The sequence below is a fragment of the Ruegeria sp. ABM4_193 genome (genome assembly GCF_056158705.1).
Map to the genome: position 1 here is coordinate 2,086,849 of NZ_JBSWTT010000001.1, position 15,879 is coordinate 2,102,727.

The 15,879-nt window shown below is 57.6% G+C and carries 14 protein-coding genes; 6 read left to right on the forward strand and 8 right to left on the reverse strand.

The window, feature by feature from the left end; all coding sequences use genetic code 11:
* Window positions 1–42: 42 nt before the first annotated feature.
* Both hydA and ACXADZ_RS10430 read right to left on the reverse strand, forming a co-directional pair.
* Entirely contained in the window at window positions 43–1,497 is a 1,455-nt protein-coding gene (gene hydA / locus ACXADZ_RS10425; protein ID WP_475196002.1) for a dihydropyrimidinase, read from the reverse strand.
* A 92-nt stretch (window positions 1,498–1,589) separates the two neighbouring features.
* On the reverse strand, window positions 1,590–2,840 hold the full coding sequence (locus ACXADZ_RS10430) for a Zn-dependent hydrolase (RefSeq protein ID WP_475196005.1): 1,251 nt from the start codon (window positions 2,838–2,840) through the stop codon (window positions 1,590–1,592).
* A 171-nt stretch (window positions 2,841–3,011) separates the two neighbouring features.
* Between ACXADZ_RS10430 and ACXADZ_RS10435 the strand changes: the two genes are divergently transcribed.
* Complete coding sequence (locus ACXADZ_RS10435; protein WP_171089482.1) at window positions 3,012–3,620, forward strand: TetR family transcriptional regulator C-terminal domain-containing protein; 609 nt, start codon at window positions 3,012–3,014, stop codon at window positions 3,618–3,620.
* 47 nt (window positions 3,621–3,667) lie between these two features.
* On the opposite strand, the gene preA is transcribed toward ACXADZ_RS10435, so the two are convergent.
* The 4 genes from preA to ACXADZ_RS10455 all read right to left on the reverse strand — a co-directional run bounded on the left by preA (window position 3,668) and on the right by ACXADZ_RS10455 (window position 7,997).
* Window positions 3,668–4,972, reverse strand: coding sequence for an NAD-dependent dihydropyrimidine dehydrogenase subunit PreA (gene preA, locus ACXADZ_RS10440; RefSeq protein WP_171668047.1), 1,305 nt, complete (start codon window positions 4,970–4,972; stop codon window positions 3,668–3,670).
* A gap of 18 nt (window positions 4,973–4,990) precedes the next feature.
* Window positions 4,991–5,827, reverse strand: a complete 837-nt coding sequence (locus ACXADZ_RS10445; RefSeq protein ID WP_171089477.1) for a methyltransferase domain-containing protein — start codon at window positions 5,825–5,827, stop codon at window positions 4,991–4,993.
* A 46-nt stretch (window positions 5,828–5,873) separates the two neighbouring features.
* Entirely contained in the window at window positions 5,874–7,208 is a 1,335-nt protein-coding gene (locus ACXADZ_RS10450; RefSeq protein ID WP_475196009.1) for an NAD(P)-dependent oxidoreductase, read from the reverse strand.
* Between the two features lie 156 nt (window positions 7,209–7,364).
* Window positions 7,365–7,997: a cupin domain-containing protein gene (locus ACXADZ_RS10455; RefSeq protein ID WP_475196014.1), complete on the reverse strand. Its 633-nt coding sequence runs from the start codon at window positions 7,995–7,997 to the stop codon at window positions 7,365–7,367.
* Between the two features lie 143 nt (window positions 7,998–8,140).
* Between ACXADZ_RS10455 and ACXADZ_RS10460 the strand changes: the two genes are divergently transcribed.
* From ACXADZ_RS10460 to ACXADZ_RS10470, 3 genes are all read left to right on the forward strand, one after another.
* Complete coding sequence (locus ACXADZ_RS10460) at window positions 8,141–9,136, forward strand: hypothetical protein (protein WP_475196019.1); 996 nt, start codon at window positions 8,141–8,143, stop codon at window positions 9,134–9,136.
* A gap of 72 nt (window positions 9,137–9,208) precedes the next feature.
* Window positions 9,209–10,501 (forward strand): O-acetylhomoserine aminocarboxypropyltransferase/cysteine synthase family protein, encoded by a 1,293-nt coding sequence (locus ACXADZ_RS10465; protein WP_475196026.1) that lies wholly within the window; start codon window positions 9,209–9,211, stop codon window positions 10,499–10,501.
* Between the two features lie 2 nt (window positions 10,502–10,503).
* Entirely contained in the window at window positions 10,504–11,214 is a 711-nt protein-coding gene (locus ACXADZ_RS10470; protein ID WP_475196032.1) for a GNAT family N-acetyltransferase, read from the forward strand.
* 2 nt (window positions 11,215–11,216) lie between these two features.
* On the opposite strand, the gene ACXADZ_RS10475 is transcribed toward ACXADZ_RS10470, so the two are convergent.
* A complete protein-coding gene (locus tag ACXADZ_RS10475; RefSeq protein WP_475196037.1) occupies window positions 11,217–11,921 on the reverse strand; it encodes an SIMPL domain-containing protein in 705 nt (234 codons plus the stop codon).
* Between the two features lie 155 nt (window positions 11,922–12,076).
* On the opposite strand from ACXADZ_RS10475, the gene ACXADZ_RS10480 reads away from it, so the two are divergent.
* On the forward strand, window positions 12,077–14,128 hold the full coding sequence (locus ACXADZ_RS10480) for a hypothetical protein (protein WP_475196040.1): 2,052 nt from the start codon (window positions 12,077–12,079) through the stop codon (window positions 14,126–14,128).
* Between the two features lie 41 nt (window positions 14,129–14,169).
* Here the strand turns inward: ACXADZ_RS10480 and hppD are convergent, their stop codons facing one another.
* A complete protein-coding gene (hppD, locus tag ACXADZ_RS10485) occupies window positions 14,170–15,267 on the reverse strand; it encodes a 4-hydroxyphenylpyruvate dioxygenase (RefSeq protein ID WP_475196044.1) in 1,098 nt (365 codons plus the stop codon).
* A gap of 147 nt (window positions 15,268–15,414) precedes the next feature.
* Here hppD and ACXADZ_RS10490 point away from each other — a divergent pair, with 147 nt between their 5' ends.
* Window positions 15,415–15,870, forward strand: coding sequence for an Lrp/AsnC ligand binding domain-containing protein (locus ACXADZ_RS10490; RefSeq protein WP_171091132.1), 456 nt, complete (start codon window positions 15,415–15,417; stop codon window positions 15,868–15,870).
* Window positions 15,871–15,879: the final 9 nt, after the last annotated feature.

Here is a 15,879-nt window from a genome sequence, read left to right on the forward strand (position 1 = left end):
AAAGAGTGGTGTCAGGGCTGCCCGCACAGCAGCCCACACTGATCAAACCCCGGTTGCCGGGATACCCGTCCGTTCGACCGGTCTTGGCGCAGTGAGTTCTTTCCAGGTGCTCAGCGCCTTGTGTACATGCGTGTTCGCCTCACGCGCCACAAACTTCCCGTGACCCTCCTGAGTTTTGACCTCACCATCATGCACGGCCACCGCACCACGGGTCAGCGTGAACCGCGGCAACCCGCGCACTTCTTTGCCCTCAAAGACGTTGTAGTCGATCGATGACTGCTGCGTCTCAGCCGAAATCACCTTGGCCTTGTTTGGATCCCAAACAACCAGATCAGCATCAGCGCCGACCAGAACCGCACCCTTTTTAGGGTAGCAATTCAATATCTTGGCGATGTTTGTTGATGTAACAGCGACAAATTCGTTCGGCGTCAGTCGTCCCGTATTCACACCATAGGTCCACAGCATGGGCATTCGGTCTTCCAACCCTCCGGTCCCGTTCGGAATCTTGGTGAAATCCCCAACGCCATAGCGTTTCTGTTCAGTCGTAAAGGCGCAATGGTCGGTGGCCACAACGCTAAGCGTTCCAGATTGCAAACCGTTCCACAGGCTGTCCTGATGCTGCTTGTTGCGGAACGGAGGGCTCATGACTCGCCGCGCAGCGTGTTCCCAGTCGTGATGGAAATACTCGCTCTCATCCAGGGTCAGATGCTGGATCAGAGGCTCGCCCCATACCCGCTTGCCCTGCATCTTGGCGCGACGAATGGCTTCATGCGCCTCTTCGCAAGACGTATGCACCACATAAAGAGGAACGCCTGCCATATCCGCAATCATGATGGCCCGGTTCGTCGCCTCACCTTCTACCTGCGGCGGACGGGAATAGGCGTGCGCCTCTGGCCCGGTATTGCCCTCTGCCAAAAGCTTGGCGCTCAACTCGGCCACGACATCGCCGTTTTCGGCATGGACCATTGCGGTTCCACCCAACTCAGCTAGCCGTTTGAACGACGCAAACAGCTCATCATCATTCACCATCAGCGCGCCTTTATAGGCCATGAAGTGCTTAAAGGTGTTGATGCCCCGCGTCTCAATCACGGTCTTGATGTCGTTGAACACCTGCTCGCCCCACCACGTCACCGCCATATGGAACGAATAATCACAATTCGCCCGCGTCGATTTGTTGTCCCAGCGTTTCAACGCATCAAGCAAGCTTTCCCCCGGGTTGGGCAGCGCAAAGTCCACAACCATTGTCGTGCCACCAGCCAAAGCCGCGCGCGTGCCGCTTTCGAAATCGTCGCTGGAGTACGTGCCCATGAACGGCATTTCCAGATGGGTATGAGGATCGATCCCGCCCGGCATGACATAACAGCCGGTGGCGTCCAACTCTTTGTCACCCTTCAGATCCATCCCAATCTCGGTGATCACGCCACCTTCGATCAGGACGTCCGCTTTGTACGACAAATCAGCAGTGACGACGGTTCCGTTCTTGATAACAGTGCTCATTTAAAACTCCCTGATGCGGTCTGCGCCGCTTGCTTCATCTGGCTAAAAATACCTCGGGGGAGTCGCCCATCGGGCGACGGGGGCAGAGCCCCCTATTCCACGATCTCAGCCGTCTCGACGACCGCGTGCAACAGGACATCCGCCCCGGCTGCCGCCCAGTCCTTACTGATCTCTTCAGCCTCATTGTGGCTCAAACCATCCACGCATGGGCACATGATCATCGCGGTCGGGGCCACACGGTTGATCCAACAAGCGTCATGCCCGGCACCCGAGATGATATCCGTATGCGAATATCCCAACCGCTCGGCCGCGTTGCGTACGGCGGACACACAACTATCATCGAATTTCACCGGATCGAATCCACCAACTTTTTCGAATTCGATCTGCAAGCCCATGTCTTCCACAATGTCTTCGGCCGCCACCCGCAGGCGGTTCTCCATGTCCGTAATCACATCCAATTCGGGCGAGCGGAAATCGACCGTGAACACCACCTTGCCCGGGATCACATTGCGTGAGTTCGGATAGACATCGATATGACCAGCCGCACCCACCGCATGAGGCGCATGAGACCAGGCGATCTCGTCCACTTTCTCCAGAATGCGCGCCATTGCCAGACCGGCATTTTTTCGCATCGGCATCGGGGTTGACCCGGTATGGGCATCCTTGCCGGTCACGGTGATCTGAGTCCAGCTCAGCCCCTGCCCGTGCGTGACAACGCCAATATCCTTGCCTTCGGCCTCCAATACCGGGCCTTGTTCGATATGCAGCTCAAAAAACGCGTGCATTTTCCGCGCGCCGACTTCCTCGTCGCCACGCCAGCCGATGCGGTTCAATTCATCTCCGAACTTTTTGCCCTCGGCATCCTCGCGCTCATACGCCCAATCCTGAGTGTGCATTCCCGCGAACACCCCCGAAGACAGCATGGCGGGCGCATATCGCGTGCCCTCTTCATTGGTCCAATTGGTCGCCACGATCGGGTGCTTTGTTTTGATCCCAAGATCGTTGAGGGTCCGGATGATTTCCAGCCCCCCCAAAACGCCCAATACACCATCGTACTTCCCGCCCGTCGGCTGCGTATCCAGATGCGATCCGACATAAACCGGCAACGCGTCAGGGTCCGTCCCTTCGCGGTGGGCGAACATGTTGCCCATCTGGTCCAATCCCATAGAACAGCCCGCTTCTTCGCACCATTTCTGGAACAGGGCGCGGCCTTCTGCGTCCTCATCCGTCAGGGTTTGGCGGTTGTTGCCACCGGCAACACCGGGGCCGATCTTGGCCATCTCCATCAGGCTGTCCCACAACCTGTCGCCATTGATCCTGAGATTCTGCGCCGGAGCTGCCATGTTCATCTTCCCTGTTTGCTTGCGATTTGGCTCGCTTTTGGTGTCTTGATTTGACCATCTGGTCAAACTCACGCTATCACGGGTTCGAGATCAGTCAAGAAATTGCGCGGCACAGCTTGAATTTTCACTGAATTCCGCGCCTATAGTCGAAAAAAGAGACACGCTGAAAACATGCCGAAAGACCGCGCACCGACTCGCATTCAGAAAAAGAACCGTGCTGCGATCCTCGAGGCCGCCCTGAACGTGTTTTCAGCCCACGGGTTTCGTGGATCGACCGTGGATCAGATTGCCGCCGAGGCCGGACTGAGCAAACCAAACCTGCTGTACTATTTCCCGTCGAAGGAGGCGATCCACACCGAGCTGCTGTCCGGCCTTCTGGAAACCTGGCTGGCCCCCTTGCACGATCTGGACCAGGATGGCGATCCGATGGAGGAAATTCTGGCCTATATTCGGCGCAAGCTGCAAATGAGTCAGGAGTTACCACGCGAAAGCCGCCTTTTTGCCAATGAACTGGTGCAGGGCGCGCCGCGTATCCACGAGGCTTTGTCCAAGGATCTCAAGGAACTGGTTGACGAAAAAACCGTGATCCTGACGCGCTGGATGGATCAGGGCAAAATCGCGCGGGTGCACCCCTATCACCTGATGTTTTCGATCTGGGCGCTGACGCAGCACTACGCAGATTTCGAAGTTCAGGTGCGTGCGATCTTGGGGGAAGAGGATCCGTTTGAAGGGGCCGACCCTTTTGTGGACACCCTGTACCGAAAGCTTTTGACCCCTTGAAAAAAGGGGCCGTAAGAACGGCCCCTTGATGATCTTTCCAAATCGGTTCATTCGGCCGCCTTGGCCATCGGATTGTTCGGATGCGTGGTCCAGTTGGCATAGGTTGGCTGCACCTCTTTACCCGTCCGTGGATCCACCTCACCCGGTGCCATCGGCACCATCGAGATACAGTCTTCAACGGGGCAAACATCAACGCAGAGGTTGCACGCCACGCATTCCTCGTCGATCACTTCGAACACGCGGTCGTCAGACATCGAAATCGCCTGGTGGCTGGTGTCTTCGCATGCCGCATAGCAGCGGCCACATTTGATACACTGGTCCTGATCGATCTTTGCCTTGGCGATGTAGTTCAGGTTCAGATACTGCCAATCGGTGACGTTGGGCACGGCACGACCGATTACTTCGTCGATGCTGCTGTATCCTTTTTCATCCATCCATTCGGACAGACCGGCGGTCAGTTCGTCGATGATCTTGAAGCCATAGGTCATTGCAGCCGTGCAAACCTGCACCGTGCCACAACCCAATGAGATGAACTCGGCCGCGTCGCGCCATGTGGTGACGCCGCCAATACCGGAAATCGGCAGACCATGCGTTGCCTCGGCCCGTGCGATCTCGGACACCATCGACAGGGCAATCGGTTTCACTGCGGGACCACAATAGCCACCATGGCTGCCCTTGCCGTCGATTGAGGGTTCGGGGCTGAACGTATCCAGGTTGACGCTTGTGATTGAGTTGATCGTGTTGATCAGCGACACGGCGTCCGCGCCGCCGTTCTTTGCCGCAGCTGCAGGTTTGCGGATATCGGTGATGTTGGGCGTCAGCTTCACGATGACCGGGCGGTCGTAGTACTGCTTACACCAGCGTGTGACCATTTCGATGTATTCCGGCACCTGCCCCACAGCAGACCCCATACCGCGCTCGCTCATACCGTGCGGGCAGCCAAAGTTCAGTTCGATCCCATCCGCGCCGGTTTCAGCAACGCGTGGCAGGATAGCCTTCCACGCCGCTTCCTCGCACGGCACCATGATCGAAGCGATCAGCGCGCGATCCGGGTAATCCGCTTTGACCCGCGCCATTTCCTCGAGGTTCACCTCCAATGGCCGGTCTGTGATCAATTCGATGTTGTTCAAGCCAAGCAACCGCCGATCCGCGCCGTATATCGCGCCATAGCGCGGGCCGTTCACGTTCACGACCGGAGGGCCCTCGGACCCTAACGTTTTCCAAACCACACCGCCCCATCCGGCCTCGAAGGCGCGGCGGACGTTGTATTCCTTGTCGGTCGGCGGCGCAGAGGCCAGCCAGTAGGGATTAGGGCTGGAAATGCCCAGAAAGTTTGTCGTCAGATCGGCCATGGCTTCTCCCTTCCCGGCTCAGCCGGATTTCTTGAATATCATTTCAGTCGGGCGAATGCGCCCGGCTTTGAGGTTTGTGACGTAGTTTTGGAATTTCTCGGGCGCCGTCTCGCCCATCATCAGGTGAATCCCCAGCGGCGCGGGGCCGCTCTCGGCGATCTTGGCAAAGACATCTTCGAAGAACTGTATCGCGAAATCGGTGCGGTCGGTTTCAGTCTCAAGTTCCAGCCCCGCCGCTTCTGCTGCGTCTTTGTAAACATCCGGTGCGTGAACGAAGGACGTCTCTGGCAACGTGGACCAGGGAAGCGGGAAAGCCAGGGGTTCATCGACGTCTCCGCCCATGACGTCGAACAGGGCAAAGGTTCCGCCTGTGGCCAGCGCCCGCGACACTTCCGCAAACAGTCCGGCCTTGTCTTCGATGTTCATGCCCACATGCATCATGACAGCCAGGTCAAACCCCGCATCTGGCACAGGCATGTCCAAGGCACTGCCCACATGAAAAGTGGCCTTTTCCGAATGCCCGACCAGATTGCTCAACGCGGTGGCCGTTTCAACAAATTCGGGTGTCAGATCGACCCCGGTTACCATCGAGTCATAACGGTCCACGATATAACGCGAAGTGCCCCCGATCCCGCATCCCACATCCAGAACACGGGTTGCATGGGTCGGCGACAGTTGCGCAAACAGGTTGTCGGTCGCCAGAACACCGCCCGTGTGGAACTCGTCCCCTGCCTTCAGATCAGCAACGGTGGCCGCATCCGGGTCAATACCGCTGGCTTCTAGCGCCGCACGGACGCGTTCGGTCAGGGCACCGGTGGTGTAGTGTTGAGCAACAGCTTGTTCGATCTGGGACATAAGAATACCTCAGCAGCGAAAGGAATGGGGTGAATACCCCACCCTATCACGAAACGAGCGTCGCGTGGATGTCCATCGCCGCATCCCGGCCTTCGGCAACTGCGGTTACGGTCAGGTCTTCGCCCCCTGCCGCACAGTCCCCACCAGCCCAGACACCCGACATTGAGGTGCGCCCGGCCCCGGTGACAGCAATCTTATTGCCGTCAAGCGAAAGCCCTTCGGGTGCGCCATCCAGCGTCTGACCGATGGCTTTGAGCACCTGATCTGCTGGCAAACGGATCGTCTCTCCGGTGCCCGTAAGCTGACCGTTCTGGCTGGAGGTGTATTCCAGTTCGATCTCGGCAGCAGTTCCGTTTCCATGCACGGCCACCGGCTGCACATTGGTCAGAATCCGAACGCCGTGCGAGGCCGCGAGGTCCTGCTCATAGCGGCTTGCTCCCATGGCGTCGCGGCCGCGGCGGTAGGCAATTGTAACGTGTTCCGCGCCCAGCAACTTGGATTTCACAGCAGCATCCACAGCCGTCATGCCGCCACCAATGACGACGACGTTGCGACCAACGGGCAGGTTTGCAAGATCATCGGCCTGCCGCACGTCCGAGATGAAATCAACAGCAGCACGCACGCCATCCTTGTCGACACCCCCAGCGCACAGGGCGTTCACCCCAGCCAGGCCGATGGACAGGAATACCGCATCGTAATTCTCAAGCAGACCATCCAGCGAGATACTGTCACCCAGCACCGAACCGGTCTCGATCGCGATCCCGCCGATTTTCAGCAGCCAGTCCACCTCGGCCTGTGCAAAATCGTTGGTCGATTTGTAAGCGGCGATCCCATATTCGTTCAGGCCGCCCGGCTTGGGCTTGCTTTCATGGATCACGACGTCATGGCCTAACATGGCCAGACGGTGCGCGCAGGCCAAACCGGCAGGTCCTGCCCCAACAACAGCAACAGTCTTGCCCGTAGGCGCCGCCCTTTCGAACGGATGCGCGCCAGAGGCCATGATGTCATCGGTCGCAAAACGTTGCAGGCGTCCGATCTCAACCGGCTTGCCTTCGGCCGCTTCGCGCACACAGGCTTCTTCGCAAAGGGTTTCGGTTGGACAGACCCGAGCGCACATGCCGCCCAGAATGTTCTGTTCCAGAATGGTCCGCCCTGCCGATTGTGGTTGTCCCGCCTGAATCTGGCGAATGAACAACGGAATATCGATATCCGTCGGACACGCGGTCACGCATGGTGCGTCATAGCAGAAATAGCATCGATCAGCGGCAACGGCGGCCTCATGCGGGGCCAGTGGCGGATGCAGATCGGTGAAATTCGAGGTCAGCTCATCGCTGGAAAGCCGCCCAGCAACGATGCCGGGTGCCATCTGGCCCTGTGCCATCACTCTACTCCCTGTAGATATGTTTGTTATGACCTCAGCTTGCCACAAAAAAATATTTTATCAATTGGTAAAATTTATCAAATGGTCAAAAAATTGAAAAACCGGGCCAAAAGACCCGGTTTCCTATGGTTTTGCATAATTTTGAGGCGAAAACCCTCAGATCATTTTGCTTAGATGGCCGGATTTGGTCCAAACCCGTGCGCCATCCGGCCCTGCAATCGCCTGTGTTCGCGTACCCGGCGGCAGGCGCAACCAGTCCCATTTGGCAAAGTGTTCGCCGCCCTCGGAAAAGCCACCGGCGATGACAAAAGCCTCCATCCCTTCACCTGCGTCCAATTCGATCTTGTCCCCTGCAGCCCAGCTTTGCACGTGAACATCTTCATGATCGTCTTTGAACAGATGCAGATCAGCCTCACCGTTTACCGACTTGTGCACCTCGGTCCGATCTTGTGGATCGAACTGGTGAAGCTTGACCAGAATGGTCGCCCCTTGAGCGGCAGATGGGGTATGAGACGACGTTGGCGGGTTGCGCACATAACTTCCAACAGGAAAGTCCCCGGTTTCATCCTGAAAGACACCGTCAAGAACCAGATACTCCTCTCCACCATCATGCGTGTGTGCAGAAAACGCGCTGCCGGGTGCAAAGCGGACAATAGTCGTAGCGCGGGCGACCTCTTCGCCGATGCGATCTAGCATTTTCCGCTCGACCCCTGCGGCCGGAGACGCAATCCATTCGGTTTGGTCAAAATGAACCGCAACCCGTTTCGTGAAATCCGCGTTGATCCGCATGTTCGCCCCTTTCATCTAACGACCGTGATAGAAATGGGATCTTATACTGGAATTGCAAATTTTCGGCTTTTGACGGCTTGGGTCAGGTGTTGTACTCCGGGACGAAGGGTGCGGGGTCGCGCACCTATCGGGAACAGGCGCAGATGCAGGCAAATCCACAGAAATTTAACATCGCAGTTGTCGGGCAAAACAACCGCCTGCAGTACGAGGCCCTGTTGTTTGCCGCATCGTTGCGTCACAGCTCACCGCAATTTGAAGGCAGGCTGTTTGTCGCCACGCCCAACCCGGGGCCGCGTTGGAATCAAAACCCCAGCATTCAGGACGAAGAAGTTTTAAAGGCGCTGAAACAGTTGGACGCCGAAGTCCTGCCATTCGACTCGCATGTCTTTGGAGAAAGCTATCCCTACGGCAACAAGATCGAGGCTCTGTTGGCCTTGCCAGAGGGCGAGCCGTTTGTGTTCTTTGACACCGACACATTGATCACCGGAGACATCGCACGCGTACCTTTTGATTTCGACCGCCCCGGCGCGTCGCTGAAGGTTGAAGGAACATGGCCAAAGCCAACACTCTACGGCCCTGGCTTCGATGGCATCTGGCGCGCGCTGTACCAGCGGTTCGGGCTGGATTTCGAAAGCTCATTGGATACTAGCCAACCGCATGATTACTGGCGGCGATATCTGTATTTCAACGCGGGCTATTTCTTTTTCAATTGCCCCAGGGTTTTTGGCGAACGATATCTGGACTATGCCAGAACGATCCGAGACGCGCACATTCCCGAACTGACGGGCCAGAACCTGGATCCATGGCTGGATCAGGCCGCCCTGCCCCTTGTGGTACATTCGTTGGGAGGAGGTCGGGATGCGCTGCCCGACGGTTTGCTCGACGGCTCTGTCAGTTGTCACTACCGCCTGTTCCCCCTGCTCTACGCCCGTGAAAGCGACCATGTGATCGACGTTTTGGAAACCGTTGTGGCACCGAACAAGGTCAAGAAAGTGCTCAAGCAATATGATCCGCTGAAAAAGCTGGTCCTGCAGGGAAAAGGCGCGAAAATCCGCGCCCTGTTTGATCAGAACAACCTGCCGCGGCGCGAACAGGTCATTCGCAATACGATCAAAAGCAAAGGGCTTTGGCTGCGCTGACAGGATCGTTGTGCGCAAGCGCGCATTCACCTAAAGATTCAGCAACACAAATTCCAACAGGAGATTTTCAAGATGTCTGACGGCCCCACCTACGGTTTCGACACGCTGCAGATTTACGCGGGCGCCCGCCCCGACCCGGCGACCGGAGCGCGCCAGACACCTATCTATCAGACCACAGCTTACGTGTTTCGCGATGCCGATCACGCGGCGGCCTTGTTCAACCTGCAAGAAGTGGGCTTCATCTATTCCCGCCTGACCAACCCAACCGTCGCCGTTCTACAGGAACGTGTAGCGACGCTTGAAGGCGGCGTTGGGGCCGTGTGCTGCTCGTCCGGTCACGCAGCACAGATCATGGCACTGTTCCCCTTGATGGGACCGGGCTGCAACGTTGTCGCCTCGACCCGACTGTACGGTGGCACGGTCACGCAGTTCAGCCAGACGATCAAACGCTTTGGCTGGTCGGCCAAGTTTGTCGACACCGACGATCTGGACGCGGTGAAGGACGCCATCGACGAAAACACCCGTGCTGTGTTCTGTGAATCCATCGCCAACCCAGGCGGTTATGTCACTGATATCCGCGCCTTAGCGGACGTTGCTGATGCGGCGGGTATTCCGCTGATCGTCGACAACACCGCGGCCACTCCCTATCTGTGCCGACCCATTGAACACGGTGCGACGCTGGTTGTGCACTCGACCACCAAATATCTGACCGGCAACGGTACAGTCACCGGCGGCTGCGTCGTGGATTCGGGCAAGTTTGACTGGTCCGCAAATAACAAGTTCCCCTCGCTCAGCGAACCCGAGCCTGCCTATCACGGATTGAAATTCCACGAAACATTTGGCCCGCTGGCGTTCACCTTCCACGGCATCGCCATCGGTCTGCGCGATCTGGGTATGACCATGAACCCGCAAGCCGCGCATTATACGCTGATGGGGATCGAAACCCTGTCACTGCGGATGGAACGCCACGTTGAGAACGCCCAGAAGATCGCGGCTTGGCTGGAAGCGGATGACCGCGTTGAATACGTCACCTATGCGGGTCTGCCCTCGTCGCCCTATCACGACCGGGTCAAGTCGCAATACAAACGCGGTGCCGGTGCGCTGTTCACCTTTGCCGTCAAAGGTGGCTATGACGCCTGCATCAAGCTGGTCAACGCGCTGGAAATCTTCAGCCATGTGGCCAATCTGGGCGATGCGCGCTCGTTGATCATCCACTCGGCCTCGACCACCCACCGTCAGTTGACGCCGGAACAGCAAGAAGCCGCTGGCGCAGGTCCGGGTGTTGTGCGCATGTCCATCGGGATCGAGGATGTGAACGACCTGATCGCCGATCTGGATCAAGCTCTGGCCAAGGCCAGCGCCTGACGATGGCCGGGCACGACACTAACGACCTTGGCCAGCCCATCGGCCTGCCGGTTTCGGGCGAATTTCCACGCCCGACCCCGCCGTATACTCCGATGGAAGGACGGTACTGTTCTGTCGTGCCTTTGGACGTGAACAGGCATGCGCCCGGACTTTTCCGGGCGTTTGCCAATGACAGGGATGGTCGCAACTGGACCTACCTGCCCTACGGCCCTTTCGACAACGAGCCTGCGTTCGAAGATTGGGCCCGCGCCAGCTGCATGGACGCGGATCCGATGTTTCATACCGTACTGGACGGCAATGACGTACCGATAGGTATGGCCTCGTACCTGAGGATCGAGCCCGCTGCAGGCGCAATCGAGGTGGGGCATATCCACTTCTCGCCCCTGTTGCAGCGCAAACCGCAATCCACCGAAGTCATGTATCTGATGATGAAGCGGGTGTTCGATGAGTTGGGCTATCGCCGCTATGAATGGAAATGTGATGCTCTGAATGCACCATCGTGCAGCGCGGCAGAGCGGCTGGGCTTCACCTTTGAGGGGATTTTCAAGCAAGCGACCCATTACAAAGGGCGCAACCGGGATACTGCATGGTATTCAATCATCGACAGCGAATGGCCGCGCATTCGGGATGCGTTCGAAGCCTGGCTTTCACCGGACAATTTCGACGCTGCGGGCCAACAACGCAAACCGCTGATGGCCCGTGCAAAAGCTTGATCTTAGTCCGAAATCTCGAATTCCATCGAGACACTGACCGAGACTGAGACCTCTCCGCCTGCAACAGGAACCCCGCCTGCATCGGCCATGCTCATGGCGCGCATCTCGGCCATTGGGCGGACACCGGCGACACGTTCCGAAATTGTCTGGACCGGGCCAAGCGTGACACCGGCCGCCTGCGCCAACTGCTCGGCCTTGGCAGTGGCTTCTCCAACGGCTTGCGCACGGGCCTGCGCCTCAAGCGGTTTGGGATCCTGCACACCAAAGCTCAGCCCGCCAAAGTCATTGGCACCATCCTGAATAACCGCATCCATGATCGTTCCCAACTGAGTCAGATCGCGAACCCGCACAAACACTCGGTTCGACGCGGTAAACCCTGTGATCTCGGGCTTTTCCCCATTCTGCCCATGCCGCCCCGACCAAACCGGTGACAATGACAAATCACGGGTCTGAACATCGCGGTCTTCGATGCCCATATCGGCCAACCGCGCCAGGATTTTGGCAACCGCATCCGACGTTGCCTGCATGGCCGCTCCGGCCTCAGCGTTTTCGTTGGTCACACCCAGCGTGATCGTCGCCATGTCGGGCGCAGCTTGCACCGTTCCGGTGGCATCCACGGTGATGCGACGTTCTTCCGCATGGGCTGCGCCTGCGGCCGTTGCTGCCATCATCGCAGCCAGAAAAGCGAATGTCTTCAAGGTTATCACTCCAATTTACTCTGTCTCAAAATGGGTTGCCGCCCCATTGTCATGCAAGAGCAGACCCTGCCTTTTTCTTTCCCTCGGCAGGTTCCTGCTTTATTGTCGGTCTGCGAACACAAAGTCGTTTGCATTGACGCTGATAATTATGGTTCCTCCGGATTATGAAACCTGCCTTTGCGCTGTCTTTTTCAACAACCGGAATCTTTCTGCACCACCAATCGGAGGGGGATTGGTACGCCATTGGCTCAATTCCATTGGACGCGCAGGATTTGCCCGAGCAAATGCAGGCGTTGCGGGAAAAAGCATTTGCGCTGGAAAATGACCTGAGCTGCAAGATCGTCTTGCCACCTGATCAGGTGCGCTTTCTGGACGTCGAAACAGATGATTTGCCTGACGCGGACCGGACGGCCCGGATTGAGGCGGCGCTGTCCGATGCGACCCCTTACGCTCTGTCCGACCTCAGCTATGACAGCCAGACCACCGGCGGCACAACCCATGTCGCCGCCGTAGCCAAAGAGACATTAGCCGAAGCGCGGACCTTCGCCGTGGGTCATGGTTTTGTGCCGACAGTGTTCACCTCGGAAGAAGGTGCAAGCGCTTTCCCGCGAGAACCTGAGTTTACAGAACAGACCGATCAACCTGAGCCGTCCCTAACGACGCAGCCTCCGGAAACTATTGAAACGGACCCGCCCCAAGAAGATGACGCTTCCGACCTGCCAGCTCATCCCATTGCGGGCACAGCGGCACCGGATACGTTCCGCGCGCCGGACGTATCCCCGGCCGCACGTGCCACAGCTCAACCTGCCTCAAGGCGCTTTGCCATTCCCGCCTTTGCCGCCGTGGTTTTGCTTGGCGGCGTATTTGGCGCGTGGCTGGCCTCGGGCCCCGCTGAACCGCCAGAGCAAGCCGCGCTGAACCCGATTGCTCCGGACGTATCAGAGCCGCAGCCCGAAGCCCCCGCTGATCCGTTGCCCGAGGTTGCGACAGTCGAACCCGAGCAGAGCCCCCTCGCTGAACCGGCTTTAGAAGAGGCCGAGGAACAGACCGAACAGGCTCAACCAAACCCAGTTGAGTCGGCTGTATCGGAGCCGGAGCCCGTCGTTGATACGACGCCCGAGGTAGCAGCCGTAGCCCCCCAACAAAGCACGTTCCCGGAGCCACAAGTTGACGAGGCCCAAGAGCAGCCCGAGCTATCTCCTACGGATGCGGCGATCCTTGAGGCCCTCAAGGTCACGCCAACACCGGTTGAGCCGATTGCTCAGGACCCGGAAGCTCCAAAGGAGATTCTTGCGGAGACAGGAGTTGATGTAACGCCTCCCGCACCCCTGCAAGAGCCTGAAGCCGTTGAGCCGGAAGACCTGTATCTGACGTCAATCGACAAATCCGATCTGTCCAATGATGCTGTCGCATTGCCGCCTGCATCAAGCTTCGACACGGACGCGCCGTTCAGCCAAGAGGGATTGCCCAGTGCTGCAGGCAAGCGGTTCGATCTGGATGATCGGGGGCTTGTTGTCGCCACACCTGACGGTGCTTTGAACCCGGAAGGCATCACAGTCTATTTGGGTCGTCCATCCAAGGTGCCACCGCAAGCTCCGCTTCGGTTCGAGGAAGAACCTGTTGTTGAAGAGGTCGACGAAAGGCTGGCGGGGCTACGCCCTAGACCGCGCCCAGAAAATCTTGAAGAGACGTTCGAACGTCAGCAGCTTGGCGGTCAGTCGCTGGAGGAACTTGCTGGAAAACGACCCAAAGCGCGCCCTGCAGGCCTGGAAGCCCCAGAAGAGGTCGAAGTACCTGTCGCCGAGCTGGATATTATGCGCGTCCCCCGCCCCAAGGCGCGACCGGCAGGACTGGTTGCTGCCAGACCGACCGTTGCGAAGCCGTCCACTTTGGCATCAACTGCGGCATTGGTAGAAAACTCTGACGACGCGGGATCATTTCAGCCCAAAGCCGTTGCGCCCAAGATCCCGTCAACCGCGTCAGTGGCCCGACAGGCGACAATCGACAACGCCATCAACCTGCGCAAGCTGAACCTGATCGGGGTCTATGGCACGCCTGCCAATCGTCGCGCCTTGGTGCGCTTGCCCAGCGGTCGTTACAAGAAATTGAAAGTTGGGGATCGCATTGACGGCGGCAAGGTGATCGCCATCAGTGACAGCGAGCTGCGCTATCAGAAAAAAGGCCGCAACGTGACGCTTTCGATGCCCCGCAGCTGAGCGAAAAACGCCGGAGATGACCCCGGCGTTTCGCGAAAATGTCAGGCGGCAGAGATTTCGCCGTTTTCGATCTGCTCACGTTCGATGGATTCGAACAGGGCCTGGAAATTGCCCTCGCCAAAACCGTCATCCCCTTTGCGCTGGATAAACTCAAAGAAGATCGGGCCGATCACGGTCTTTGAGAAGATCTGAAGCAGAATGCGGGTTTCGCCGCCGTCCACGACACCTTCGCCGTCAATCAGAATGCCGTGCTTCATCATGTGATCCAATGGCTCGTCATGATCCGTTACGCGATCTTTCGACATCTCGTAATAGGCGCGGTTCGGGCCGGGCATGAACTTCAAACCGTTCTCGGCAATCGCGTCGGTTGAGGCATAGATGTCCTCGCTGCCCACAGCGATGTGTTGAATCCCTTCGCCCTTGTACTTCTTCAGGTACGACACGATCTGCCCGGTCTCGCCCCGGTCTTCGTTGATCGGAATTCGGATACGGCCACAAGGTGACGTCAAGGCGCGGCTGAACAGCCCTGTGAACTTGCCTTGAATATCGAAGAAACGAATTTCACGGAAGTTGAACAAGTCACCGTAAAACTTGAACCACTTGTCCATGTTGCCCTTGTAGACATTGTGGGTCAGGTGATCGAGGTAATAGAACCCTTCGCCACGCGGCTTGGATTCCTTGATCCACTCAAATTCCTGATTGTAGGGCGATGTATCGTAATACTGATCGATGAAATAGATCAGCGACCCGCCGATACCCTTGATCGCAGGAACATCCAGCGTTTTGTCTGCTGCATCATAAGGTTCGGCGCCCTTCGATACAGCGTGATCATACGCCTTCTGTGCGTCGACAACACGCCACCCCATCGACGGGGCACATGGACCGTGCTCGGCCACAAATTTATCCGCGAAGCTGTCCGGATCGGCATTCAGGATATAGGTGACATCCCCCTGTTGCCAGAGTTCGACCAGCGGCTTGTCCTTGTGACGGGCCACCAGATCGAAGCCCATCTTGGCGAACAGATCGCGCAGTTCCTGCGGTTCGGGATGAGCAAACTCAACAAACTCAAACCCGTCGGTCCCGGCGGGGTTTTCTTCACTGATCACAGATTTCGGGGCGTTATGCGGGAAAGGACCCATGGCGCGTCTCCTTTGAAGACAGGAAATTTATTGCTGATTCAAAAATATGACTTTCCAGGCGCTATTTCTGCGCATTGTTTTCGTGTAAACTCATAGTATACGCGCAAAACGCGCATGAATTTCAAAGAATCCGGGATTCTTCCGCACGTGTTGGATGCTACTGACAAACGTCTTCTATCTGCCCTGCAAAAGGACGCGCATCTGACCGCGCATCAACTGGGTGAGATGCTGAACCTCTCCCCCAGCCAGGCAGGTCGACGCCGACAACGGCTTGAGGCCGAAGGCTACATCACGGGCTATGCCGCCCGGCTCGATCCGCTGAAGCTTGGTTTGCAGGTGCAAGGATTTGTTCAGGTTCATTTGGGTACACATGGCCCCGAACAATCCCAAAGCTTTGCCCGCATGGTCGATACCCGCCCCGAAATTACCAGCGCCTGGACGATGACAGGAGAGGCAGATTACCTGTTACATGTCTATTGCGACGATCTTTCCGCGCTCAACAGCTTGCTCCATCAGGTCATCCTGCCGCATCCTGCTGTTGCCCGAGTCCAAAGCCAGATAGTCATGGACCAACTGAAACGCGACGCCCCCCTGCCCACCTGAACGGGCTCA